The sequence below is a fragment of the Bacillus sp. PK6-025 genome, from assembly GCF_056530265.1.
Genome location: NZ_CP096509.1, coordinates 4,278,563 through 4,301,887 on the forward strand (window position 1 = coordinate 4,278,563; position 23,325 = coordinate 4,301,887).

19 protein-coding genes are annotated in these 23,325 nt (G+C 47.0%); 10 read left to right on the forward strand and 9 right to left on the reverse strand.

The genetic code is table 11. From position 1 onward, the window contains the following. Positions 1 to 26 precede the first annotated feature (26 nt). Both M1D67_RS21820 and M1D67_RS21825 read right to left on the reverse strand, forming a co-directional pair. Complete coding sequence (locus M1D67_RS21820) at positions 27 to 1,712, reverse strand: methyl-accepting chemotaxis protein (protein ID WP_026580388.1); 1,686 nt, start codon at positions 1,710 to 1,712, stop codon at positions 27 to 29. A 162-nt stretch (positions 1,713 to 1,874) separates the two neighbouring features. Next, positions 1,875 to 3,299, reverse strand: coding sequence for an alanine/glycine:cation symporter family protein (locus tag M1D67_RS21825; protein ID WP_023856858.1), 1,425 nt, complete (start codon positions 3,297 to 3,299; stop codon positions 1,875 to 1,877). 313 nt (positions 3,300 to 3,612) lie between these two features. On the opposite strand from M1D67_RS21825, the gene ald reads away from it, so the two are divergent. Beyond that, on the forward strand, positions 3,613 to 4,743 hold the full coding sequence (gene ald / locus M1D67_RS21830) for an alanine dehydrogenase (RefSeq protein ID WP_020453571.1): 1,131 nt from the start codon (positions 3,613 to 3,615) through the stop codon (positions 4,741 to 4,743). Positions 4,744 to 4,905: 162 nt separating this feature from the next. Here the strand turns inward: ald and ganB are convergent, their stop codons facing one another. From ganB to M1D67_RS21860, 6 genes are all read right to left on the reverse strand, one after another. After that, entirely contained in the window at positions 4,906 to 6,180 is a 1,275-nt protein-coding gene (gene ganB / locus M1D67_RS21835; RefSeq protein WP_479831515.1) for an arabinogalactan endo-beta-1,4-galactanase, read from the reverse strand. 103 nt (positions 6,181 to 6,283) lie between these two features. Then, positions 6,284 to 8,338 (reverse strand): beta-galactosidase, encoded by a 2,055-nt coding sequence (locus M1D67_RS21840; protein ID WP_026580391.1) that lies wholly within the window; start codon positions 8,336 to 8,338, stop codon positions 6,284 to 6,286. Positions 8,339 to 8,373: 35 nt separating this feature from the next. Continuing rightward, positions 8,374 to 9,213 carry a galactooligosaccharide ABC transporter permease GanQ gene (gene ganQ, locus M1D67_RS21845; protein ID WP_020453574.1) on the reverse strand — a complete coding sequence of 280 codons (840 nt, stop codon included), beginning with the start codon at positions 9,211 to 9,213 and terminating at the stop codon, positions 8,374 to 8,376. Positions 9,214 to 9,216: 3 nt separating this feature from the next. Beyond that, a complete protein-coding gene (ganP, locus tag M1D67_RS21850) occupies positions 9,217 to 10,473 on the reverse strand; it encodes a galactooligosaccharide ABC transporter permease GanP (RefSeq protein ID WP_025810524.1) in 1,257 nt (418 codons plus the stop codon). 81 nt (positions 10,474 to 10,554) lie between these two features. Then, positions 10,555 to 11,823 (reverse strand): galactooligosaccharide ABC transporter substrate-binding protein GanS, encoded by a 1,269-nt coding sequence (gene ganS, locus M1D67_RS21855; protein ID WP_144497499.1) that lies wholly within the window; start codon positions 11,821 to 11,823, stop codon positions 10,555 to 10,557. A gap of 142 nt (positions 11,824 to 11,965) precedes the next feature. Next, the gene (locus M1D67_RS21860) at positions 11,966 to 12,958 is read right to left on the reverse strand and encodes a LacI family DNA-binding transcriptional regulator (protein ID WP_020453577.1); all 993 of its coding nucleotides are present in this window, start codon (positions 12,956 to 12,958) and stop codon (positions 11,966 to 11,968) included. A gap of 241 nt (positions 12,959 to 13,199) precedes the next feature. Between M1D67_RS21860 and M1D67_RS21865 the strand changes: the two genes are divergently transcribed. The 3 genes from M1D67_RS21865 to galT are packed head-to-tail and all read left to right on the forward strand — an operon-like array spanning position 13,200 to position 16,869. Further along, a complete protein-coding gene (locus M1D67_RS21865) occupies positions 13,200 to 14,369 on the forward strand; it encodes a galactokinase (protein WP_479831516.1) in 1,170 nt (389 codons plus the stop codon). Between the two features lie 14 nt (positions 14,370 to 14,383). Beyond that, entirely contained in the window at positions 14,384 to 15,385 is a 1,002-nt protein-coding gene (galE, locus tag M1D67_RS21870) for a UDP-glucose 4-epimerase GalE (RefSeq protein ID WP_025810522.1), read from the forward strand. Then, positions 15,382 to 16,869 (forward strand): UDP-glucose--hexose-1-phosphate uridylyltransferase, encoded by a 1,488-nt coding sequence (gene galT, locus M1D67_RS21875; protein WP_095291221.1) that lies wholly within the window; start codon positions 15,382 to 15,384, stop codon positions 16,867 to 16,869. The genes galE and galT overlap by 4 nt, the downstream gene beginning before the upstream one ends. A 35-nt stretch (positions 16,870 to 16,904) precedes the next feature. Here the strand turns inward: galT and M1D67_RS21880 are convergent, their stop codons facing one another. After that, positions 16,905 to 18,080, reverse strand: coding sequence for an ROK family transcriptional regulator (locus tag M1D67_RS21880; RefSeq protein WP_224146257.1), 1,176 nt, complete (start codon positions 18,078 to 18,080; stop codon positions 16,905 to 16,907). A gap of 152 nt (positions 18,081 to 18,232) precedes the next feature. Between M1D67_RS21880 and M1D67_RS21885 the strand changes: the two genes are divergently transcribed. The 6 genes from M1D67_RS21885 to M1D67_RS21910 all read left to right on the forward strand — a co-directional run bounded on the left by M1D67_RS21885 (position 18,233) and on the right by M1D67_RS21910 (position 23,311). Then, positions 18,233 to 18,658: a MarR family winged helix-turn-helix transcriptional regulator gene (locus M1D67_RS21885; protein ID WP_020453582.1), complete on the forward strand. Its 426-nt coding sequence runs from the start codon at positions 18,233 to 18,235 to the stop codon at positions 18,656 to 18,658. Between the two features lie 12 nt (positions 18,659 to 18,670). Then, positions 18,671 to 19,063, forward strand: coding sequence for a rhodanese-like domain-containing protein (locus tag M1D67_RS21890; RefSeq protein ID WP_020453583.1), 393 nt, complete (start codon positions 18,671 to 18,673; stop codon positions 19,061 to 19,063). Continuing rightward, a complete protein-coding gene (locus tag M1D67_RS21895) occupies positions 19,057 to 19,491 on the forward strand; it encodes an EVE domain-containing protein (RefSeq protein ID WP_020453584.1) in 435 nt (144 codons plus the stop codon). Before M1D67_RS21890 ends, M1D67_RS21895 begins: the two co-directional genes overlap by 7 nt. Before the next feature lie 186 nt (positions 19,492 to 19,677). After that, on the forward strand, positions 19,678 to 20,409 hold the full coding sequence (locus M1D67_RS21900) for a GntR family transcriptional regulator (RefSeq protein WP_020453585.1): 732 nt from the start codon (positions 19,678 to 19,680) through the stop codon (positions 20,407 to 20,409). Beyond that, positions 20,402 to 21,943 (forward strand): gluconokinase, encoded by a 1,542-nt coding sequence (gntK, locus tag M1D67_RS21905; protein ID WP_020453586.1) that lies wholly within the window; start codon positions 20,402 to 20,404, stop codon positions 21,941 to 21,943. Before M1D67_RS21900 ends, gntK begins: the two co-directional genes overlap by 8 nt. Before the next feature lie 21 nt (positions 21,944 to 21,964). Then, positions 21,965 to 23,311, forward strand: coding sequence for a GntP family permease (locus M1D67_RS21910; protein WP_023856844.1), 1,347 nt, complete (start codon positions 21,965 to 21,967; stop codon positions 23,309 to 23,311). Positions 23,312 to 23,325: the final 14 nt, after the last annotated feature.

The following is a 23,325-nucleotide window of genomic DNA, read 5'->3' on the forward strand; positions in this document are numbered from 1 at the left end:
CCCCATCGCCTGATGGGGTTTTCTGCTTAATATTTAAATCGATTGATGACGGTTTGAAGTTCTTCAGCCAATTGAGACAGCGATTCTGCTGCATAAGAGATTTCTTCCATCGAAGCCAGCTGCTCCTGAGTTGAGGAAGCAACCGCTTTTGTGCCAGCCGACGTTTCCTGTGATCCGGAAGCTAATGTTTGAATGGTGTTTTGAACCATTTCGACACCTGATGTCAGCTGCTGAGTAGAAGCTGCGACTTCTTGGATTTGAGAAGCAACCTGTTCCACCAAGTTCAAAATTTCGTTGAAATTGCCGGTTGTCTCCTGGGACAGAGCGATTCCGGAGCTGACATTTTCTTGAACGACTTTAATATTATTCACCGTTTCTACCGATTCATTTTGGATCGTTGTGACCAATGATTGAATATGGTTCGCCGATTTATTCGTTTCGTCCGCCAATTTCCGGACCTCTTCCGCCACGACGGCAAACCCTTTTCCTTGTTCTCCCGCTCTTGCTGCTTCAATTGCCGCGTTCAGCGCCAGCAAATTCGTCTGCTCCGAAATATCGGTGATAAGCGAAGAAATGTTGCTGATTTCCGCCGTGCTGGACACGAGCGCCTCGAGGCCGCTGCCGGCTGAGTCGACGGATTTATCAATGAAGTTCATTTGCTCGAGCATTTTATGAACGGATTCGGAGCCGATTTCGGCTTTGTCTCTCATCGAAGACGACAGATCCGCTATGCTGCCTGTATTGGAGGCAACGGATGATAAACGGTCCAGCAATTCATGAATCGATTCCGAGCTCTTTTCTGTCATTTCGCTTTGCGTCATATTGCTGTCGGCAATCGCCTGCATCTCTTCCGAAATCAGTTCGGAGGTCGATTTCGATTCCTCCGCGCTTGCCGACAACTGTTCAGAGGATGCGGCGACTTGCTCAGACGAACTGCTGATCTGCTTCACAATTTGCGTCAGCGACTGAACAAAAGCATTGAAAGAATTTGCAAGCTGGCCGAACTCGTCTTTATTTTTGACGATCACTTTCTTGGTTAAGTCCGCCTCACCGTGGGCGATGTCCCCAAGCTGCTGATTCAGGCTTCTCAACGGTACCAGAATAGACTTCAAGAGCAGCAGACTCAAGACAATTCCAACTATGGCTGATACTGCTGTGACAGTGATGATGACCCATTCGCTCATCGTCCCGTTGGCGCTGATCTCTGCTTTCAGATCTTCCACCTCTTGTTCCAGGCTTTCGACCAGCTGGTTGACAGACGGATCGAGGACTTCTTTTCTTAATGTTCTTTCCTCTCCGAAATGAATCGATTCAGCTTTTTTAGAGCTTGAAGCGTAAGACTGTATAACTTGTTGATTTAAACCCCAATAAGCCTTAAAATTTTCTTTAATTTCTTCGACGTTCGCTTTGTATGTGTCTTCCCGGATCAGTTTTCCTGCACGGTCAAGACTCTTTAAAACATCGTCGGCCTTGTCCTTCATTCCTTCACTGTATTCATTATCTCCGGTCATAATAAGGCCTCTTTCGTCATTCGACAAACCGGTCAGACGATATTGAATATGCTTAATCTCTTTTTGAAATTCCATCTTGTCCTTAAGTTCTTCATTCTTTTTCACCGTAGAAGAAATCATAAAAACAGAGGAACCTCCGATTCCAATAATGGAAACGACTAAAATTGATATAATTCCCAGCAGTTTTGTTTTTACTTTCATGATGGTGATCCTTTCTCCTTTATGTCATCAATGATAAAATGCAATTTTCAAATTAAAGATCTTCTTCATTTCATAGTATCGACATTTTTCGTCAAAATTTGAGATCTTGTATGATTGTAAACAAAGAAAAAGCTCTGCCTGGAAGGCAGAGCTTTTAATTGATTAATGAATTGGTTTACTTGGCGGACCCGCCGATTTGGTATGTTCATAGAAGTGATGAAAATAATCATTTGTCTCTGCTTTGATAACTTTCCAAAGCAGCAGGATGGCGATCAGGTTTGGAATCATCATCAGTGCATTCGCCATATCGGCAAATGCCCAGACGGTGACGAGGTTGGCGACCGTCCCGATGCCGCAAGCGAGGATGTAGACCAGCCTGTAGCTCGCAATTCCTTTGGAACCGGCCAAATACTCGAAGCATTTTTCTCCGTAAACATACCAGCCGACAATTGTAGAGAACCCAAAGAAAATCACCGACAGCGACACAATATATTCGCCTGCCGCGCCGAGTACTGAGGCAAATGCCGCGCTCGTCAATGCCCCGCCTTCAAGGCTGGCATTATGGGCCACGCCGGATATCAAGCCGCCAGACGGATCCCAGAAACCGGTAATAATAAGGGTTAAACCGGTCATCGTACACACCACGATCGTAACGATAAATGTCCCGGTCATTGCGACGAGCGCCTGTTTTACCGGATGATCTGCACGCGCATTTCCGGCGATTAGCGCAGCCGTCCCAAGGCCTGCTTCGTTTGAAAAAATGCCGCGGGACACCCCGTTCCGAACGGCTTCAGATACGGCAATTCCAAGGAAACCGCCGGCTGCTGCCACAGGGTGGAAAGCATAATAGAAAATCAGCTCAAAAGCCGGAATAATCTTGTCATAATTCAAAATCAGAATCAAGATCGCCCCGCCCATGTAAAGAAAAGCCATGATCGGCACAAAGAAGCTGGCAACCGTGCTGATCCGCTGGATGCCGCCGAAGATGATGACGCTGACAAGAATGACGAGAATCAGCCCTGTCACCCAGTTTTCGATACCGAAGCTGTTCTTTGTAATATCGGCAATCGTATTGGATTGGACGCTGTTGCCTATCCCCAAAGCGGCAAAAGCTCCAAACAGCGCAAAAGCGATGGCGAGTCCTTTAAATCTGCGTCCGAGTCCGCGTTCGATATAATACATCGGCCCGCTTGAATATTCCCCTTTTTCATTTTTTACGCGGAATTTAACAGCAAGCAAGGCTTCCGCGTATTTCGTTGCCATGCCCAACAGCCCGACAACCCACATCCAGAAGATCGAACCCGGTCCGCCGAGTGTCAATGCCGTCGCGACACCTGCGATATTTCCGTTTCCGATCGTGGCGGCAAGCGCTGTCATTAAAGCTTTAAAATGGCTCACATCCCCTTCGGCAGCTGCGTCTTTGCTGTCTTCCTTGCCAAATCCGATCTTAAACGCATAGATCAGGCGGCGAAATTGCAGTCCTTTTAAAACAAACGTTAAAAATAAGCCTGTCCCAAATAATAAAATTAAACTGGGCGGCCCCCATAATACCTTATTAATCTTGCCTAGTATTTCTAAGATATCCATATGACTCACTCCCAACAAAGATAACGCTTTCATAGCTGCAAGAGATATTCTATCACAACGAAATATGGTTATGTTTGTGAAACGACACAAAATGTAATCGCTTACATTTGTTTTTTTAACAAAACTATTTTTTAAAGAAAAAAATTTTAATAGATAACTCCTCATATCAATCCTTTCACTTCATTCAACGTTCACCAATTTGTTAAATTTCACAAAAAAGCGCTTACATTTTTAATTTTACACACGATGCTCTTGCCGGTTCAGAGATTTATACTAGCGGTAGAATCATATTTCATTTGAGGGGGACGACATCATGATCATTGGAATTCCGAAAGAAATTAAAAACAATGAGAACCGTGTAGCCATTACGCCGGCCGGAGTAGTCGCGCTTAAAAAAAGCGGTCATCAAGTTTTAATCGAACAGGGAGCCGGACTTGGAAGCGGCTTTGAGGATGCTGACTACAAAGCAGCCGGGGCAGACATTTTGGTTGAAGCGAAGGATGTATGGGCAAAAGCGGATATGGTCATGAAGGTGAAAGAGCCGATCAGCTCTGAATACGGCTATTTCCGAAAAGGACTTGTTTTATTTACGTATCTGCACTTAGCAGCTGAGCCTGAGCTTGCGAAAGCGCTTGTGGACAGCGGCGTCACAGCCATCGCCTACGAAACGGTCGAAGTGAACCGGACGCTTCCGCTCCTGACTCCAATGAGTGAAGTCGCCGGACGCATGGCTTCACAGATCGGCGCGCAATTTCTTGAGAAATCAAAAGGCGGCAAAGGCATCCTGTTATCAGGCGTACCCGGCGTAAAACGCGGCAAGGTTACGATCATCGGCGGCGGAGTGGTCGGTACGAACGCTGCCAAAATCGCAGTCGGACTTGGCGCTGACGTCACTTTGATCGATTTGAGCGCTGAGCGCCTCCGCCAGCTCGATGACCAGTTCGGCAAAGACATTCAAACGCTTATGTCCAACCCGCTCAACATTGCGGAAGCCGTAAAAGACTCTGACCTTGTCATCGGCGCCGTCTTAATCCCTGGTGCAAAAGCGCCGAAACTTGTCACAGAAGAGATGATTCAGTCGATGTCCCCAGGCTCAGTTGTTGTAGACGTGGCGATTGACCAGGGCGGCATTATTGAAACGGTTGATAAGATCACTACGCATGACGATCCGACTTATACGAAGCACGGCGTTGTCCATTATGCAGTCGCCAATATGCCGGGAGCCGTTCCCCGTACTTCAACGATCGGCTTAACAAACGTCACTATGCCTTACGCTTTGCAAATCGCAAATAAAGGCGTTGAACAAGCAGTCGCCGAAAATCAGGCGCTCGCTCTCGGCGTCAACGTTGCAAACGGAAGCATTACCTACAAGGCCGTCGCGCGCGACCTTGGATATGAATACGTATCTGTAGAAGATGCATTTCAAACGGTAACCGCTGGTTAAGCGGACCCTATCTTTCTGTCAATTGAATGAAAACATTTTAATTACGCTTTCTGACTGTCCTTTCACGAAAAAAAGCCGGATATCATCCGGCCTTTTTTCATTCTGCTTTAAACCGCTTTCCGGCAAACGGCGTTCGCCTTCATCCAAGAATTCAGCTGCAAGTCAATTTTTGAATGGTGTTCCCGTATCAACATACTTAAATACATTCAGAGACGGCAATGGACGTCCTTTAAAATCAAACAATGCCTGATTGTCTACGGCGCTGCCGCCAAACCACTTTCCTGCGTCTTCCGGGTCGTATTCAGCGGCATAGCTTGTGGCCCAGCCTGATCCGTATGTCTCCCAAAGCGCTTTATTTTTCTCAAGCTGGCGTGCCGGTCCTACTGGAATCCATGCCGGTTCCCAATAGAAAACGCCGATTCCGGCTTCTCCTACATCGCTGACCGCTTGAATCACATCACGGACCGCGTTCGCCTGTCCTTGAACGGTGACCGGGTAATTGAGCGTTTGACCGTTTTTAGGGGCTGTATTTTCGTGTCCGTCTCCGTCTTCAGCCGTATACGTATAAGATGTCTCGGCTACCATGACCTTTTTGCCGTACGTATCCGCGACGGATGTCAGGACGGATGTTAGATTCTTCAGTGTGCCATGCCAAAATGGATAATATGAGCTTGCAAATACATCATAGTCGACATGGTGCCGGTGAAGCGTCTCGGCAATCCAAGCGTACCTGCCGGACGTCTCCGGATTGGTAAAATGCAAGGCGACTAAAATATTCGAATCCGTCTCCCGGACCGCTTGGCTCCCCGCATTGAATAATTGGCTCATCTTCGCCCAGTCCGGTTCACCGGCAAGACCCCCGTTTGTTTCGTTTCCGACCTGCACCATGCCGACGTTGATGCCCGCTGCTTTCATCGCTTCAAGGCTTTGTTTTGTATATTGGTAAAGCGCCGTTTTTTTATCTTCAAAGTTTAGGTTTGCCCATGCTTTTGGCGCTTTCTGTTTCGCCGGGTCCGCCCAGAAATCGGAATAGTGGAAATCCGCCAGCAGCTTCATTCCGTTGGCAGTGGCCCGTTTTCCGATCTGAATCGCTTTTTTCAGATCATTATTGCCCCCTCCATAGCCATTGCCGTTAGCATCATAGGGATCATTCCAGATGCGCACCCGGACATAATTGACGCCTGCTTCCTTCAGCGTTTTGAATATATCCTGTTTCTTTCCGGATTCATTGTAAAAGGCGACGCCGCTCTCTTCCAAAGCGATGATACTCGAAACATCAACCCCTTTTATAAAATCCTTGTGAAGCCCTGAAACCTTTTCGACAAAAAGGCCGCTTTCTGCCGCCTTGGAACCTCTGACGGCTTCCGCCGGACCGCCGGTTCCAAGTGCGCCCAAAACAACAATCAGCACCACAAAAACAGCCACCACGTTTTTCATGAATCTCGCTTCTCCCCTTTCATAATTGACACACGCCAAAACGAAAACGCTTTCATTTTTTTTAAGAGAAACACCCTCATTAAAAAGCGGATGTCCCCCGGGCTTATTTTTTTGTTTTTACCGCTATTCTGGCTTCATATTTTTCCAATGTGATTTCGCCGGTCAGCGTTTCTCCGGTCAGCATATCTTTAACGGCCGACTCCAACACGACGGGCTGGCGTTTTTCTGTGAAATTCATGATGAAAATATAATCATTTTCTTCATCCTGTCTGACTTGAACGGAGACGCCAGGCTGATGTTTCACATCAAAAGCCGGTTGAATCGATAGCTCTTTGATCAATGTTTCATAAAAATCCCGATGAAATTGACTGCTTAAGCGCGCACCGATATAGTACGTCTTCCCCTGTTTGTATGAATGGCTTGTAACAGCCGGCGTGTCCGCATAAAAATCGTCCTCATAGAATCCCACGGGATCTGCCGTATCCAGCTTCAGCACGGTCGCATAATCTTTCAGCTCATAGGACCGGTTTTGATAACGGACCCTATTTTTGTCGCCCGGATAGAGCGTATCGGTTTCAACAGGTTCCATGCCAAACATCTCTTGCAGATCTTGCGGCCATCCGCCTAAATAGGTCAGGTCAGATTCGTTGACGATTCCGCTAATATACGTCATCACCAATGTGCCCCCGTTTGCAGCAAAGGCTTTTAAACGCGCGATTGTTTCTTCACTTGCTAGGTAAAGCATCGGAACGATCAGCAGCCGGTACGGCGAAAAATCCTGTTCCTTCGTAATCACGTCGACTGGAATATCACGCTCCCAAAACGCGCGGTAGTGCTCGTGCAAGGTTTGGGGATACCGCTTGGTTTTCATCCCGAATCCTTGTGCATCTTCGAGCGCCCAATGGGTTTCCCAATCATAGAGGATCGCGACATTCGCGGGCCGGGTCGTTCCGACGACTTCAGACAGTTCATCAAGGGTTTGCCCCACTTTTGCCACTTCTTTAAATACGCGGTTCTCGGAACAATTGTCATGGCCGACAACCGCACCGTGAAATTTTTCCGATGAGCCGCGGGATTTCCGCCATTGAAAATAGAGAATGCTGTCAGATCCGTGGGCGATCATCTGCATAGAAGACAAGAGATGCATCCCCGGCCGTTTCGCTTTATTAAAATTGTGCCAATTGACAGCGCTTGGCGTCGATTCCATTAAAAGAAACGGCTGCTGTTTCAGGCTGCGGTACAAATCATTGATAAAGCCGACTTTCATGGCCAAATCAGCTGTGCTTTCCCAATCATTGTGCCAGGCGGGATACGCGTCCCAGCTGATCACGTCCAGATGCTTGGCAAACTTGCTGTAGTCCAGCCCTTGAAATGGAATGAGATCATGCGTGTCAGCCATAAAGTTGGTCGTAATCGGAATATTTGGCGTGATTTCCTTCAACGGAACGATTTCATTTTGAAAGAAAGAGATCGTCTGATCAGTGACGAAGCGGCGCCAGTCCAAATTCAAGCCGTGTACCGCATTTTCACCGATCGGAGACGGCGATTCAATCTGTGACCAATCGTTGAAGGTATGGCTCCAAAAAGGCGTCCACCATGCATCATTCAAAGATTTAAGATCATTGTTGTACTTCTTTTTCAGCCAGTCTCTAAAAGCGTGCTGGCATTGATGACAATGGCATTCTCCTCCGTATTCGTTGGAGACATGCCACATCAAAAGGGCAGGATGGCTGCCGTACCTTTCAGCCAGCAAGCGGTTGATCTTTCTCGTTTTTTCACGGTATACGTATGAAGTGAAGCAATGATTGTGCCTTCCGCCATGCAGCTGTTTGACACGTTCCGCATTGACGCGCAGCACTTCCGGATATTTTTGCGACAGCCAAGCAGGACGGGCGCCGCTCGGTGTCGCCATTATAATCCGTCCGCCGTTCCGGTGAATGTTCTCAAACATATCATCCAGCCATTCAAACGTATAGACGCCTTCCTCCGGCTCAAGAGCGCTCCATGAAAAAATCCCCACTGAAAATGTATTCGTATGGGCAAGCTTCATCAGCTTGATATCATCTGCAAGAATATCCGGACGGTCAAGCCATTGATCCGGATTGTAGTCTCCCCCGTGAAGCATGTATTTTGCTTGTGTCGTATAAATTTTCGGCATAATACTCTCCTTTTTTAGACCATATTCTTCTCGGACTATCCTTTCGTTCCGCCTGCCGTCAACCCTGATACAAAGTTCTTTTGCAGCATGATAAAGATGACGGCTACCGGAATGCTGATCAAAATGGCGCCGGCGGCAAACGTCGTATAGCTGGCTCCCATGACTTCATTGACTAAATTGTATAAACCGATCGGCAATGTATACGACTCCGGCGTCCGCAATATGGTCGAAGACAAAACGAAATCCCCGAGCGGTCCGGTGAATCCGTTCATGGCGACGACCGCGATCATCGGTTTGGATAGCGGCATAATAATCTGCAGAAAAATCCTTGTATTGCTAGCGCCGTCAATCTTAGCGCTCTCATCCAAATCGATGGGAATGGAATCCATATACCCCTTCATCAAATACGTGTTCATCGGTATAAGCCCGCCGATGTACAGCAAAATCAGCAGCCAATGGCTGTTCATCATTCCGAGCATCTGCGCTAAAACGAAGAGCGCAACCAAAGCCGAAAATTGAGGAATCATTTGCAGCAGCATGAATAAAACTAAAGCGTTTTTTCTACCTTTAAAACGAAACCGTGAAAAAGCATAAGCTGTAAAAGAAACACTGATGATTGATCCGATCATCGTAAAGATGCTGATTTTCAGCGAGTTTATATACCATTGCCCGTATTGAAGGCTCTCTTTTCCTGCAAATAATTCTCTATAGTGATCCAATGTCGGATTTGCCGGAATGATAGAAGTACTGACCAAACTGTTGCCGGGATTAAAGCTGGCTCCCACCGTCCAAAGCAGAGGATATATGATAACGGCTGTCATAAAAACCAACAGAGAATAGGTCAGAAGGAGCCGAAAGAATCTTCTTTTCTTCATATGTTAAGCCCCCTCTTTGAAAGAATTTGTCCGTCTGAACTGCCACAGCGCGATAGAGATGACAAAGACCGACAGCAGGATCGTCAATGCGGCGGCTAAAGAGTACTGGCTCGACTGCATCGTCAATTTGTAAATCCAGGACACCAGAATGTCGGTTCCTCCCGCTGTTGACCCGGGAACAGCCGGACCGCCTCCATTGAATAGATAGATAATGTTGAAGTTATTAAAGTTAAAAGTGAATTGCGTGATGATAATCGGCGCCATTGCGATTAAAATCAGCGGCATTGTGATATGCCTGAATTTCGAAAACGCGGACGCGCCGTCAATTGTCGCCGCTTCATACAGGTCGTCCGGAATCGACTGCAGAACACCGGTCGTCACAATAAACACATAAGGAAAACCGAGCCACCCCTGCATGAGGATAAGCGCCAGCTTCGTCCAATTGGCATTCGTCATCCAAGGAATCGGATCGATGCCGAATGCGGCGAGGATTTGATGATTGAATGCACCGAAGCTGTCATTAAAGAGGCCGGCAAACACAAGAATGGTAACAAAGCCGGGCACGGCCCAAGGCAAAACCAGAATCGTCCGGAAAAATTTCTTGAAGCGGACTTCCTTCTGATTGACGACAACCGCCAACAAAATTCCCAACCCGACTTGGAGCGTGGAAGCGACAAGCGTCCAGACAATGGTCCAAGCTAAAACATCCAAAAAGGTCGACCGCCAAATATCAACGGTGAAAATTTCAGAAAACGTTTTAAGCCCTACCCAATCGACAAGGTGGGCAGGCGGAGAATGGTAGAGGTTATAATTTGTAAAAGCTAATGCAAAGCTGAACAAAATCGGAAAAACAACGGCGAAAATCAAAATGAACAGTGATGGTCCGCTGATGAGATACGGATATCCCTGAGCCATTAAATTATGATATTGTTCCTTGAGTGAACTGAGCTCCTTTTGTTCATCGCGCCGCTTTCCGTTTTGGTAGGCATCCCGCAAATTGGCGTAATAGACAGCCAGCCCAAAACCGGTGACAATCACGGCGATGATGCCTTCTGCCAATAGAAAAATCGAGTTATCGCGCGGCACTTCGGTTCCAAGCGTAAACAGGCCCCACAGCCCCATATTCAGCAAATCGCCAAAAACCGCAAAGAACGAGACGCCTAAAAGAAGGAATAACAGACCCTTTATCCATTGTTTATTGTAGAATTGGCCCAAACCGGGAATGATTGATAATAGTAAAGCTTTTTTGCGATGCTGCACCTTCTCTTTCACCTCTTTATATGGACGTCCTGATCATAAATGGCGCCAAACTTAAGACAAGTTTGACACCAATGCTGCGGCTTATTTGCTGCCGCTGTGCTTCGCTTTGATCTGTCCTTGTATCGTTTCCGCGGCTTGATCAAGCGCTTTTTTCGGTTCCGCTTTTCCGGTTGCGATCGTTTGCAGAGCCGCATCCGCCGGCGTCCATACTTCATTCATCTCAGGAATATTCGGCGTCAACTCTGAGTACTGAGATTGCTCGGCAACAGCTTGAGCCGCTTCGCTTTTTGTGACGGCAGGATCATCCGCCAGTTCTTTGACAGCGGGAACTTCTTTTGTGATCTCATATCTCTTCTTTGAGTTTTCTTTATTGGCGAGAAAGACGGCTAATTCTTCCGCTAGATCGGCATTCTTCGAATAAGCGCTTACATTGTAGCTCTTCACGCCGACAAAAGAACTCATATGTTTGCCGTTGGACAGCTTAGGCAGCTTGGCAACCCCGTAGTCGATGCCCGCTTTTTTGAACGGTTCCAGATTCCACGGACCAGAAATAATCGCTGCTGCTTTTCCTTCCGTAAACAGCGATTCCAGCACATTGATGCCCTGCTCCCCAATAATTCCGGCAGGGAACAGCCCTTCTTGATAAAACTTCTGAATGTACTCGGCTCCTTCAACTGCACCTTTGTTATTCAAGCCGAGATCAGCCGGATCATAAGTGCCGTCTGCATGGCTCTTAAAAATGTAGCCGCCGTATCCTCCCATGACGCTCTGTGCATAATAAATCTGGTCAAACAGCGCCAGGAAGCCAAATTTTTTGCCGTCAGCCGTTTTTTTCGAATACTCATACCATTCATCCAGCGTTTTCGGCAGTTCTTTTTCAGAAATCAAATTTTTATTATAGTAGAGCATCGTCGTTTCGACCGCTTTCGGCAGGCCGTAGACCTTACCGTTTGTCACCTGGGATCTCATTGCCGGTTCCGTATAGATCGATTGGATTTCTTTGTCCACCTTTAATTCCTTGATCAAACCTTCCGTTACCGCTGTTCCGATTTGATCTCCAGGCATCGTTAACACATCAGGCCCCGTTCCTGCCGGTCCATCCATCCGCAAGTCTTCGATCTGCTTTGCGTAAGGCTTTTCGACGATTTTGACAGATACGCCGTGCTCTTTTTCAAACTGGGCAACGGCATCTTTAATGCCTTCGCTTTTTTCTTTATCTTCCCAGACCACGAGTTCCTTTTGCTTCGAGCCTGATGCTTCATTGCTGCTCTCTTTAGGTCCGCAGGCAGTTAAAGACAAACTGAGAGCAATCACACTGCTGATTCCAACATATTTTTTCATATTCATCATTTGTCTCATTCCTTTTATTGGATTGAAAGCGTTTTACAAAAACAATATAGCATGTCTAAGAAAAAGTGTAAACAATTATTTTACTGACTATAGTAAAATGTTTTACGAAAAAGGCGCGGCTTATGAACAGCCCGCGCCTTTTTTAATTGGTGCTTTTCCTGACCACCAGTTCTGCACCGATATATAGCGTTTTTACAGCTTTTCTCTTTTCAAGTATTTGTTCAAGAAGCAATTCAATGGCGTTTTTGCAAAGTTCTTTAATATCGATATGGAATGTCGTCAGCGGCGGAGATACGTATTTCGCCACACTGATGTTGTTGATGCTGATGACGCTCACCCTGCCCGGGATGGCGACCCCTTTTTCATTTAAAGCCTGAAGGCAGCCTACGGCGATCGGATCCGCCGCTGTAAAGAAGGCCGTCGGCAGCTTTTCGCCCAATGTTTCAACCGCTTTATCCATCAGATGGTAGCCGTTTTCCACAGAAAATCCCCTGCGGCAAAAAATAAAGCCTTCCTCCAAGAGCCCTTTTTCCCTCATATAATCGCGAAACGTTCGTTCCCTTACGTCCATTTCGTCTTCATCGGTATTGGGATTGTGGTACGTGCCTCCGATAAAGCCGATCTTTTCATGCCCTTTTTCGATAAGAAAGTCCACCGTTTTCCTCGTCATCTGCTTTAAGTCCGGCCTGACTGAATCAAAATGATTCGGATCCGGCGTCGAATCGATAAATACTCCGTGAGGCGTCATCTGCCTTAACCGGGTTAATTCATCATCTGAAAATGATCCGACCGCAATGAATCCTTCAATGTTTTCGGGGATGGCGTCAATACCCCCCGAAATTTTATACGTCGTCAGTTCAACGTTGAATTGCTTTGCGAGCTTCTCGATTTCCAGCCTCATCGTTTTAAAATACACGTCTTCGAGTTCCTCTTTATCCGTCAGCCAGTACAGAAACGCGATGTTTTTTACCAGTGTTCTGATCGTTTTTTTGCGGTAGTTCAGGCTTTCCGCCACTTCAAATATTTTCTCCCGCGTCTCATCGGGTACGGACAGGCTTTCGTCGTTATTTAATACGCGGGAAACCGTCGAGATGGAATACCCCGCCTTTTCTGCAACATCTTTTATCGTCGCCACGATTGCAAAACCTCCATGAACATCTTTCATATTTTTTAGTAAAATATTTTACTAATTTAACGTTGATTTTTGTAAAAGTCAAGTGCTGATTGCCCTATCCCCGCCAATAAGGATTTTACATGAAAACGTTTCATTTGAAAAAACACTTTTTATTGCACCAATTGAAAACCCGTAGTAAACTGGGGTTAAACTTAATTAAATTAATTTATTAAGTCTGCATGTCAAACGAATGGGAGGATATATGAATACTACAGCCGCTTTATCAAACGACTTTCGCTCTATTTTTAAGACAGAACAGACACCGCGAACCTTTTTTGCTCCGGGAAGAATCAACTTAATCGGCGAACACACGGATTATAATGGAGGGCATGTTTTCCCCGCTTCGATTTCATTTGGCACCTATGCCCTTGGCGTGAAACGAGATGATCAAATGATCCGTTTCTATTCAAAGAACTTCCCTGACAAAGGCATAATTGAATGCAGCTTGAGCGATTTAGCCTTTGACCGGTCTGACGGCTGGGCCAACTATCCGAAAGGAATGTTCCTTTTGATGAAAGCAGCAGGCCATCAAATCGTTCACGGCGCCGATATTTTGTATTACGGAAATATTCCGCACGGGGCGGGCCTCTCTTCTTCCGCATCGATTGAACTTGCGACAGGCGTTCTTTTAAAAGGGCTTTATGGTTTGCAGACAGACACGATCTCCATGGTTAAGCTCGGACAAAAAGTCGAAAACGAATACATCGGCGTAGGCAGCGGCATTATGGACCAATTTGCGATCGGCATGGGGAAAAAGGATCACGCGATTTTGTTAGACTGCCAAACACTTCATTACACATACGCTCCCTTCGTATTGAAGGAACACGATGTGATCATCATCAATACAAACAAACAGCGGACGCTGGCCGGATCTAAATATAATGAAAGGCGGGCCCAATGCGAAGAGGCGCTCCGCGATCTGCAGCAGGAGTTATCGATTGCAAGTCTGGGCGAAATGACGGCGGAAGCATTTGAAGCTCATCAGCACCTCATCCGAGATGAAATTAATCGAAAACGCGCCAAGCATGCGGTGTACGAAAATGCCCGGACGCTGAAAGCGCTGGGGAAACTTCGCGGGGACGATCTCGCCGGGTTCGGCAAGCTGATGAATGAATCTCATATGTCTTTAAGGGATGATTATGAAGTGACAGGGCTGGAGCTTGATACCATTGTCCAGGTGGCTTGGGAACAAGACGGCGTCCTGGGTGCACGCATGACCGGCGCCGGGTTCGGCGGCTGTGCGATTGCGATTGTAGAAAAAGACCGGACAGACAGCTTTAAAGAACGCGTGAATGCCGTCTACCGCGAAACGGTTGGCTATGATGCCGCATTTTATACTGCGGCGATAGGCGACGGCGCCAAAGAAATATAGAAAGGGGAATGGATATGAGTGTGTTGGTTTTGGGCGGTGCCGGCTATATCGGTTCACACGCCGTGTATCAATTATTGGACAGGGGCGAAACCGTCGTTGTCGTTGACAACCTTGAGACCGGCCAAAGACAGGCCGTACATCCTGCGGCAGTCTTTTATGAAGGGGATGTGCGCGATCGCGACTTCCTCCGCACTGTTTTCGAAAAGGAACGTATTGAAGAAGTGATCCACTTCGCCGCCAGTTCACTTGTCGGCGAATCAATGAAAGATCCGCTTAAATACTACGACAACAATGTATCCGGGACACAGGTTTTGCTTCAGACGATGCTTGAGCACGATGTGAAAAAAATCGTATTCTCCTCGACGGCGGCCGTCTACGGAGAGCCTGAATCGGTGCCGATCACAGAAGACATGCCGACGAGGCCGACAAGCACCTACGGGGAAACGAAACTGATCATGGAGAAGCTCATGAAGCGGACTGAAGAAGCCCATGGAGTCAGCTTTGTGTCTCTCAGGTACTTTAATGTCGCAGGAGCAAGGGAAACGGGAGAGATCGGAGAAGACCATCATCCGGAAACACACCTGGTCCCCATCATCCTGCAAACCGCTCTCGGACAAAGACCGCATATTACGATTTTTGGGGATGACTATGATACGCCCGACGGCACGTGCATCCGCGACTATGTTCATGTCGAAGACCTGATTGACGCTCATCTGTCGGCTTTGGACTATTTAAGAGAAGGCGGCAAAAGCGATATATTCAACCTCGGCAGCAGCGAAGGATTTTCGGTGAAAGAAATGATTGATGCGGCGAGAAAGGTCACCGGCAAAGACATTCCCGCCGAGATCGGCAAGCGCAGAGCCGGCGACCCGAGCATCCTGATTGCCGGCTCTGACAAAGCAAAGCAGGTCCTAGGCTGGAGGCCTTCGCGCACTTCTGTAGCAAAGATCATTGAAGACGCCTGGAAGTGGCATTCATCACATCCAAACGGGTACAGGAAGGAAGTGTCAACATGATTGAACAAGACATAGCCGGACTCATTCAAAAAGCGCTTGAAACAGGGTTAATCGAACCGGATGACGTGAACTACGCACGCAACCAAGTGATGAACCTGCTGGGTCTGGACTCGTTTCCCGAAGAAGCCCCTGCGGCTTCCGGCGACTCCATCCCCGACCTTTTGGAAAGACTCGCCGCTTATGCAATTGAACACGGCGTCATAACCGACGACGCAGACGCGAAAGACATGCTGGCGGCAAATGTGATGAATTGCTTTGTTGCAAGACCTTCTGTCATCAATGCCGTGTTTCAGCAAAAATACGAGCAATCGCCGCTGGAGGCGACCGCCTATTTTTATCAGCTCAGCAAAAACAGCAACTATATCCAGACAAAACGAATTGAAAGAAATATTTCGTATCAGGCAGATACACCTTACGGCACAATGGATATTACGATCAATTTGTCAAAGCCGGAAAAAGACCCTGAGCAAATCAAACGGGAGCGCGCCGCTGCAAAACGAGCACGCAGCTATCCGACGTGCCTGCTGTGCAAAGAAAACGAAGGGTATGCAGGACGAATCGGGTATCCCGCCCGGGCGAACCACAGGATTATTAAAGTCCCGCTCGCCGGAGAAAACTGGTATTTTCAATATTCTCCATATGCTTACTATAACGAGCACAGCATTTTATTTTCTGAGCAGCATCGGCCGATGAAAATTGATAAGCTTGCCTTTCACAGGCTGCTTGTTTTTACAGAGCTGTTTCCGCATTATTTTATCGGATCGAATGCCGATTTGCCGATCGTCGGCGGGTCTATTTTAAGCCATGACCATTATCAAGCCGGACGATATGAGTTTGCGATGACGCGCGCAGAAGACGCGTTCTCCTTTCAAATCAAACAGCATCCGGACATCGAAGCCTCTGTTTTAAAATGGCCGATGTCTGTCATCCGCTTGAAAGGAACGGCGATCAACAGCCTTGTCGATGCGGCGGATCATATTTTTCAGACTTGGAAAAACTACTCGGATCAACAAGCGGATATTACGGCTTTTACAGATGAAACGCCTCATAACACGATTACGCCTATTGCAAGAAACGTGAGCGGTGTTTTTGAAATCGACCTTGTGCTCAGAAACAACCGGACATCTGCCGAGCATCCATACGGCATATTCCACCCGCATGCTGACGTTCACCATATTAAGAAAGAAAATATCGGCTTAATCGAAGTGATGGGCCTGGCCGTTCTTCCTCCCCGCTTAAAGACCGAACTGGCAGGTGTCCAAGAATTCCTGCTCGGTCAGTCAGATGCCGTTGAAGCGCATCACCGGGAATGGGCCGAACAGCTCAAAACCGAATACGGAGAGCTGTCCGGGCCGAAGCATGCTGAATCAATTGTACGAAAAGAACTTGGCCGGAAATTTGTTAAAGCCCTTGAGGATGCCGGGGTATTCAAAAACCGCGAAGCTTTCATGCGCTTCATCCACACGGTCAATCGTCAGGGGTAAGGCTTCACCGGTGTTAAAACAGGCGAAAAAAAGGCTTATTTTAACACCGGATCAAACAGCTCCGCCAACAGCAATGAAACGGCTCCGTAAAGCGTCGCTTCATCGCCGAGCTTCGTTATCGTCACCTCTGTCTGCCTCGCTTCGGCTGTTAAGGCTTTCTGCTGTATCGTTTCTCGTATCGCCGGCAATATGAACCTCCCGCCTTTCATCACTCCGCCGCCCAGCACGATTTTGCCCGGATTGACAAGATGAATGAAGTTGGTCAGCCCGATTCCGATGATCACACCGGTTTCCCGAAAGAGTTCGATACACGTTTGGCAGCCGTTCTCGGCCATTTCAAACAAATCTTTGGCTGTCAGGCTGTCCGGACTTTCTTTTAACCGTTTGTTTCCCCGCTTGGCAATCGCTTTACCGCTCACAATCGTCTGCAGGCAGCCCCGGTTGCCGCACTCGCACTTTTCTCCATTAATATCAATGATCATATGGCCCAGTTCCCCTGCGATTCCTTCCGCTCCATGGTACAGTTTTCCGTTGATGACAATCCCCGCACCGACACCGCGGCCGATGTTTACGGCCGCCATACTGCCGCCTGCATCATCGCGGCCGCCGAACCACGATTCGCCAAGCGCCATCGCCCTGGCATCGTTTTCAACTCTGACCGTTAAGTTGAATTCTTGTTCCAGCACATCTTTAATGGGAATATTGGTTAGGTTTAAAATCGGGGCGATGCGTGACATTCCCGTTTCAGCATCGACGACCCCGTGCATTGCGATGCCGATCCCGATGATCTTTTCCTGATTGACATCGGCCCGTCCCAAAATCGCATAAACATTTTCTTTTAAAACATCAATGAACGTCTCGTTTGTCAGCGGTTTTTTCAGCAGGCTGGATGTCCGCTGCAGTATCCCTCCGGCTAAATCGGTTAAGATGCACTCCACCGTCTCAGGCCCGGCATCAATGCCAATGACATAATAGGCACCTGTGTTGATGTGCAGCATTGTCGGCTTCCTTCCGCCGCTCGAATGGCCGAGCGTGCTTTCTTTCACGAGCCCTTGTTCGATCAACTCTTTGACAATGCTTGAGACCGTGGGAGGGGTAATCTTTGTTTCCTTGGCGATCTCGGCTCTCGAAATCGGCTCTGAAGTTCTGATTTTATTAAGAATGATCGATTTGTTCACCGATTTCATTAATTGAAATGTACCGCGTTGCATGTGAAATCCTCCATTTACACCATATCGTAGGTTTTATTGTACCACGGTTAATTAATTAAATTAACAAACGAAAACAAGAAGGCTTGTGTTCAAAAATATAATCAGTTATACTGACTATATAGTTTGGTGATTATTTTAGGTGGTGATGATTTTTGAAACAGTTAAGTCAATTTTACGGATTTTTGCTAGGAAAGGTTCTTCAGCAAATGGAGGATCAATTTGCTGATGTTCTCGCTCCGTATAGCTTGAATGCCAGGCAATTCGGAGTACTTGTATTTATTGAAGAAAACCCTTTTTCTTCTCAAAAACTGATTTCTGAACAACTGCAGATCGACCGTACGACAATGGTGAGCCATGTTGACCATTTAGAAGCTTCAGGCTTTGTGGAAAGGACAAAAAACGCAAGTGATCGCAGGGCATACAGCCTAATCCTTACTGAAAAAGGCAGCGATGTACTGTCATCATGCAAACAGGTTTTAGTACAGACAGAATATGAGGTTTTATCCCCTCTGACTGACAATGAAAAAAAATTATTTAAAGATTTGCTTTTAAAAGTATGGAAAAAGTATAAAAACTAGGAGGCATACCCTATGAATTCACTCGATTTTTTTAATGCACGTTTAGAAGCCACCATTAGTCCAATGGATTATTTTAAATCTTCAAAGAATCACCCTGAAAAATATTTTTTAATAGATGTAAGAAACGGGCCAAGCGAAGTCAGGAGTTTGACGATAAAAGGTGCTCAAGCGATACCTGAACACGATCTCCCTCATCGATTAGAGGATATTCCAAAAGATAAAGAAATCATTGTGTACTGCTGGGATGTCTGGTGCAATACGGCAGCTAAAGCAGCTAAATTTTTATTAGAAAAAGGCTATCAAGTGAAAGAGCTGACCGGAGGGATCGCGGCATGGAGAGAAATGAATTTTCCTGTGTCAGCATGCACCGAAGGGGATACTGACAAGGATGCTTGCGGATGCTGAATGGAATGAAAAGAAGGTATTGGATCGGCGTAGCTTCGCGCGATCACGTCTTGAAAGGTGTATCCGGAGGCTTCGCCCAACTTTGCCACGGAAAAGAGGCGCCTTTAAAAAGAATGAATCCCGATGATTGGATCATTTATTACTCGCCAAAACAAAATCTCAAAGATGATGCGCCCTATCAAAAGTTTACAGCTGTAGGGGAAGTGAGTGATAACAGAGTTTACAAGGTTCATGCGGGAGAAGGATTCTCACCTTACAGAAGGAAGATCAACTTTTTAAAATGCCGGGAAACGCCGATCCACCCATTCATTCCCAACCTCTCTTTCATCAAAAACAAACGGCACTGGGGTTATTCCTTTCGATTTGGGCACATAGAAATTAGCGAACATGACTTCAAACTCATCGTTAAACAAATGGTCAAAATATAAAGGGCAGCTGCTCCCTTTATATTTTTTTGCTTTAGTGGAGTATTTCGAGCGCATTGGCAAAACAAATCGTTTTATAAATGGAAAAAATTTTTCGGAAAATTTGAAATGAAAGTGTTTGCATAATCAAAATAATCGCGTTATCATACTTGTATACAAGTATACTCGTATAACTAGGAAGGTGAGTGTATGAGCCAATCTAAAAATCTTTTATATCCGGAGAAGTGGCTTTCAAGAGCTTCAACAGGTGTTCGCGTCGCATGCGAGCTGAGAATGCGCATTATTTCCGGCTTGATTGAAAGCGGTACCATTTTATCTGAAAATAAATTGGCTGCGGAATTCTCGGTGAGCCGGTCTCCCATCCGCGAGGCTTTAAAAATACTGGCATCGGAAAAAATCATCCGTTTGGAACGGATGGGCGCCGTTGTCATCGGTTTAACCGAAAAAGAAATTGGAGAAATTTATGATGTGCGTCTGGTGATGGAAACATTCGTATTCGAACGGCTTGGACGGGCCAATGTCGACGAACTGGTAACAGACCTCAGCAAAATATTGGAGATGATGAAAGTCTCCATCAAATACAAAGATGCCGACGAGTTCTCATTTCAAGACGTCTTATTTCACGAAACGATTGTCCGCTCCATCAATCATTCTTACATTTTGATGATATGGAACAATCTCAAACCTGTGATGGAAAGCTTTATTCTTTTATCCATGCGGGCCCGCTTAAAAGAAAAATACGAAGACTTTGAACGAATTCTCGATAACCATGAACTTTATATCAAAGCGATCAAAACGAAAGACAGGGATCTGATGCTTAAATCCCTCCATCAAAATTTCGATGACGTGCAAGGTAAAGTTGAAGATCTGTGGCTGTCGCAACAAATGCTGGCGAAAGGGGCCGAACAAGAAAATGACTAGTTATATGTTAGGCATAGATATCGGTACGACAAGCACGAAAGCGGTTTTATTCAGTGAAAAAGGGGACGTGATCCAAAAGGAAAGCATCGGCTACGCGCTTTACACCCCGGACATCTCGACCGCTGAACAAAACCCGGATGAGATTTTTCAGGCCGTCATCCAGTCAACGGCGAAAATCATGCAGCAGCATCCTGACAAACAGCCGTCATTCATTTCATTCAGCAGCGCGATGCACAGCGTGATTGCGATGGACGAAAACGACAAGCCGCTCACCTCCTGCATCACTTGGGCAGACAACAGAAGCGAAGGCTGGGCTCATAAAATCAAAGAAGAAATGAACGGGCACAATGTCTATAAACGGACGGGAACGCCGATTCATCCGATGGCGCCCCTAAGCAAAATCACATGGATTGTAAACGAGCATCCTGAAATCGCTGTCAAAGCAAAAAAATATATCGGAATCAAAGAATATATTTTTAAAAAGTTATTTGATCAATATGTCGTCGATTACTCCTTAGCTTCGGCGATGGGAATGATGAATCTCAAAACATTGGCCTGGGACGAAGAAGCACTGGCCATTGCAGGCATCACACCTGACCACCTATCAAAGCTCGTTCCGACAACAGCCATTTTCCATCACTGCAATCCGGAACTGGCGGCGATGATGGGAATTGATCCGCAAACGCCATTTGTCATCGGTGCCAGCGACGGCGTGCTTTCCAACCTCGGCGTCAACGCGATTAAAAAAGGCGAAATCGCCGTCACTATTGGGACAAGCGGTGCGATTCGCACGATTATCGATAAACCGCAAACCGATGAAAAAGGCAGAATCTTTTGCTATGCCTTAACTGAGAATCATTGGGTCATCGGCGGGCCAGTCAACAACGGCGGGATCGTCCTTCGCTGGATCAGAGATGAATTTGCATCATCAGAAATCGAAACGGCAAAACGTCTCGGCATTGATCCGTACGATGTCTTGACCAAAATTGCCGAACGCGTCAGACCGGGTGCCGACGGACTGCTGTTCCATCCATACCTCGCAGGCGAACGGGCGCCGCTCTGGAATCCGGATGTGCGCGGTTCATTCTTCGGCCTCACCATGTCGCATAAAAAAGAACACATGATTCGCGCGGCATTGGAAGGGGTTATTTACAATCTGTACACCGTCTTCCTGGCGTTGACAGAATGCATGGACGGTCCAGTTGCCCGAATTCAGGCGACCGGAGGTTTCGCAAGGTCTGACGTATGGAGGCAAATGATGGCCGATATTTTCGAATCGGAAGTCGTCGTGCCGGAAAGCTATGAAAGCTCTTGTCTCGGAGCCTGCATTTTGGGGCTGTACGCGACAGGGAAAATCGATTCATTCGATGTCGTCTCCGACATGATCGGAAGCACGCACAGACACGCGCCGAAAGAAGAATCGGCCAAAGAATACAGAAAATTAATGCCGCTTTTTATCAACTTATCTCGAGCACTTGAAAACGAATATACACAAATTGCAAATTATCAAAGAAGCTTATCCAGCAAAAAATAGGGGAGAATTGGAGGCGTTATCATGCCATTACTGATCGTAGCAATCGGGATTGTCGCATTATTGCTTTTGATTATGGGGTTAAAACTGAATACGTTTGTTTCCTTGATTATCGTATCGTTCGGGGTTGCATTGGCGCTTGGAATGCCGCTTGACGACATCGTCAAAACGATTGAAGAAGGCCTTGGCGGAACGCTCGGCCATATCGCATTGATCTTCGGGCTCGGCGCCATGCTGGGCAGGCTGATCGCGGATTCAGGGGGCGCTCAGCGCATTGCGATGACCCTCGTCAACAAATTCGGAGAGAAAAACATCCAATGGGCGGTCGTCATCGCCTCCTTTATCATCGGGGTAGCATTATTCTTCGAAGTCGGATTGGTATTATTGATTCCAATTGTATTCGCCATTTCAAGAGAATTGAAGATATCTATTTTATACCTTGGAATTCCAATGACGGCGGCCTTATCCGTCACACACGGCTTCCTGCCCCCGCATCCGGGACCGACGGCTATCGCGGGAGAGCTCGGCGCCAATATCGGGGAAGTGCTGCTCTACGGTATCATTGTTGCAATTCCAACCGTTCTTTTGGCCGGACCTTTATTTACGAAACTGGCGAAAAAAATCGTCCCGCAATCATTTGAGAAAATGGGCAGCATCGCTTCACTCGGTGAGCAGAAAACGTTCAAGCTTGAAGAAACGCCCGGCTTCGGCATCAGCGTCTTCACAGCTATGCTTCCGGTCATTATCATGTCTATTTCGACTGTTATTACGCTTATTCAAGAAACGATGGGCCTTGCAGACAACAGCCTGCTGGCAGCGGTTCGTTTAATCGGGAATGCCTCGACTTCGATGGTCATCTCCCTGTTGGTCGCGATCTATACGATGGGGATCGCCAGAAAGATCCCGATCAAACAAGTGATGGATTCCTGTTCAACCGCCATTACACAAATCGGAATGATGCTCTTGATCATCGGGGGCGGCGGCGCCTTCAAACAAGTCTTGATCAATGGCGGAGTAGGCGACTATGTAGCTGAATTATTCAAAGGAACAGCCATGTCGCCGATCTTGCTCGCCTGGGTCATCGCCGCAATTCTGCGCATCTCCTTAGGATCCGCGACAGTTGCTGCATTAAGCACAACCGGACTCGTTCTTCCGATGCTCGGACAAAGCGATGTCAATCTTGCGCTGGTTGTGCTTGCAACAGGGGCCGGAAGTGTAATCGCTTCCCATGTCAATGACGCAGGCTTCTGGATGTTCAAAGAGTATTTCGGACTAAGCATGAAAGAAACATTTGCCACCTGGACACTGCTTGAAACCATTATCGCGGTGGCCGGATTAGGATTTACTTTATTGTTAAGCCTATTTGTATAAAAAAGTCTTAAATG

Excerpts from the sequence above, each read along its gene's own strand:
- M1D67_RS21910 (WP_023856844.1), top strand. The coding sequence starts at position 21,965 with ATGCCATTACTGATCGTAGCAATCGGGATTGTCGCATTATTGCTTTTG.
- M1D67_RS21825 (WP_023856858.1), bottom strand. The coding sequence starts at position 3,299 with ATGGATATCTTAGAAATACTAGGCAAGATTAATAAGGTATTATGGGGG.
- M1D67_RS21895 (WP_020453584.1), top strand. The coding sequence starts at position 19,057 with ATGCTGAATGGAATGAAAAGAAGGTATTGGATCGGCGTAGCTTCGCGC.
- M1D67_RS21840 (WP_026580391.1), bottom strand. The coding sequence starts at position 8,338 with ATGCCGAAAATTTATACGACACAAGCAAAATACATGCTTCACGGGGGA.
- M1D67_RS21820 (WP_026580388.1), bottom strand. The coding sequence starts at position 1,712 with ATGAAAGTAAAAACAAAACTGCTGGGAATTATATCAATTTTAGTCGTT.
- M1D67_RS21880 (WP_224146257.1), bottom strand. The coding sequence starts at position 18,080 with ATGCAACGCGGTACATTTCAATTAATGAAATCGGTGAACAAATCGATC.
- ganS (WP_144497499.1), bottom strand. The coding sequence starts at position 11,823 with ATGATGAATATGAAAAAATATGTTGGAATCAGCAGTGTGATTGCTCTC.
- gntK (WP_020453586.1), top strand. The coding sequence starts at position 20,402 with ATGACTAGTTATATGTTAGGCATAGATATCGGTACGACAAGCACGAAA.
- ganQ (WP_020453574.1), bottom strand. The coding sequence starts at position 9,213 with ATGAAGAAAAGAAGATTCTTTCGGCTCCTTCTGACCTATTCTCTGTTG.
- M1D67_RS21900 (WP_020453585.1), top strand. The coding sequence starts at position 19,678 with ATGAGCCAATCTAAAAATCTTTTATATCCGGAGAAGTGGCTTTCAAGA.
- M1D67_RS21865 (WP_479831516.1), top strand. The coding sequence starts at position 13,200 with ATGAATACTACAGCCGCTTTATCAAACGACTTTCGCTCTATTTTTAAG.
- galE (WP_025810522.1), top strand. The coding sequence starts at position 14,384 with ATGAGTGTGTTGGTTTTGGGCGGTGCCGGCTATATCGGTTCACACGCC.
- ganB (WP_479831515.1), bottom strand. The coding sequence starts at position 6,180 with ATGAAAAACGTGGTGGCTGTTTTTGTGGTGCTGATTGTTGTTTTGGGC.
- galT (WP_095291221.1), top strand. The coding sequence starts at position 15,382 with ATGATTGAACAAGACATAGCCGGACTCATTCAAAAAGCGCTTGAAACA.
- ald (WP_020453571.1), top strand. The coding sequence starts at position 3,613 with ATGATCATTGGAATTCCGAAAGAAATTAAAAACAATGAGAACCGTGTA.
- M1D67_RS21890 (WP_020453583.1), top strand. The coding sequence starts at position 18,671 with ATGAATTCACTCGATTTTTTTAATGCACGTTTAGAAGCCACCATTAGT.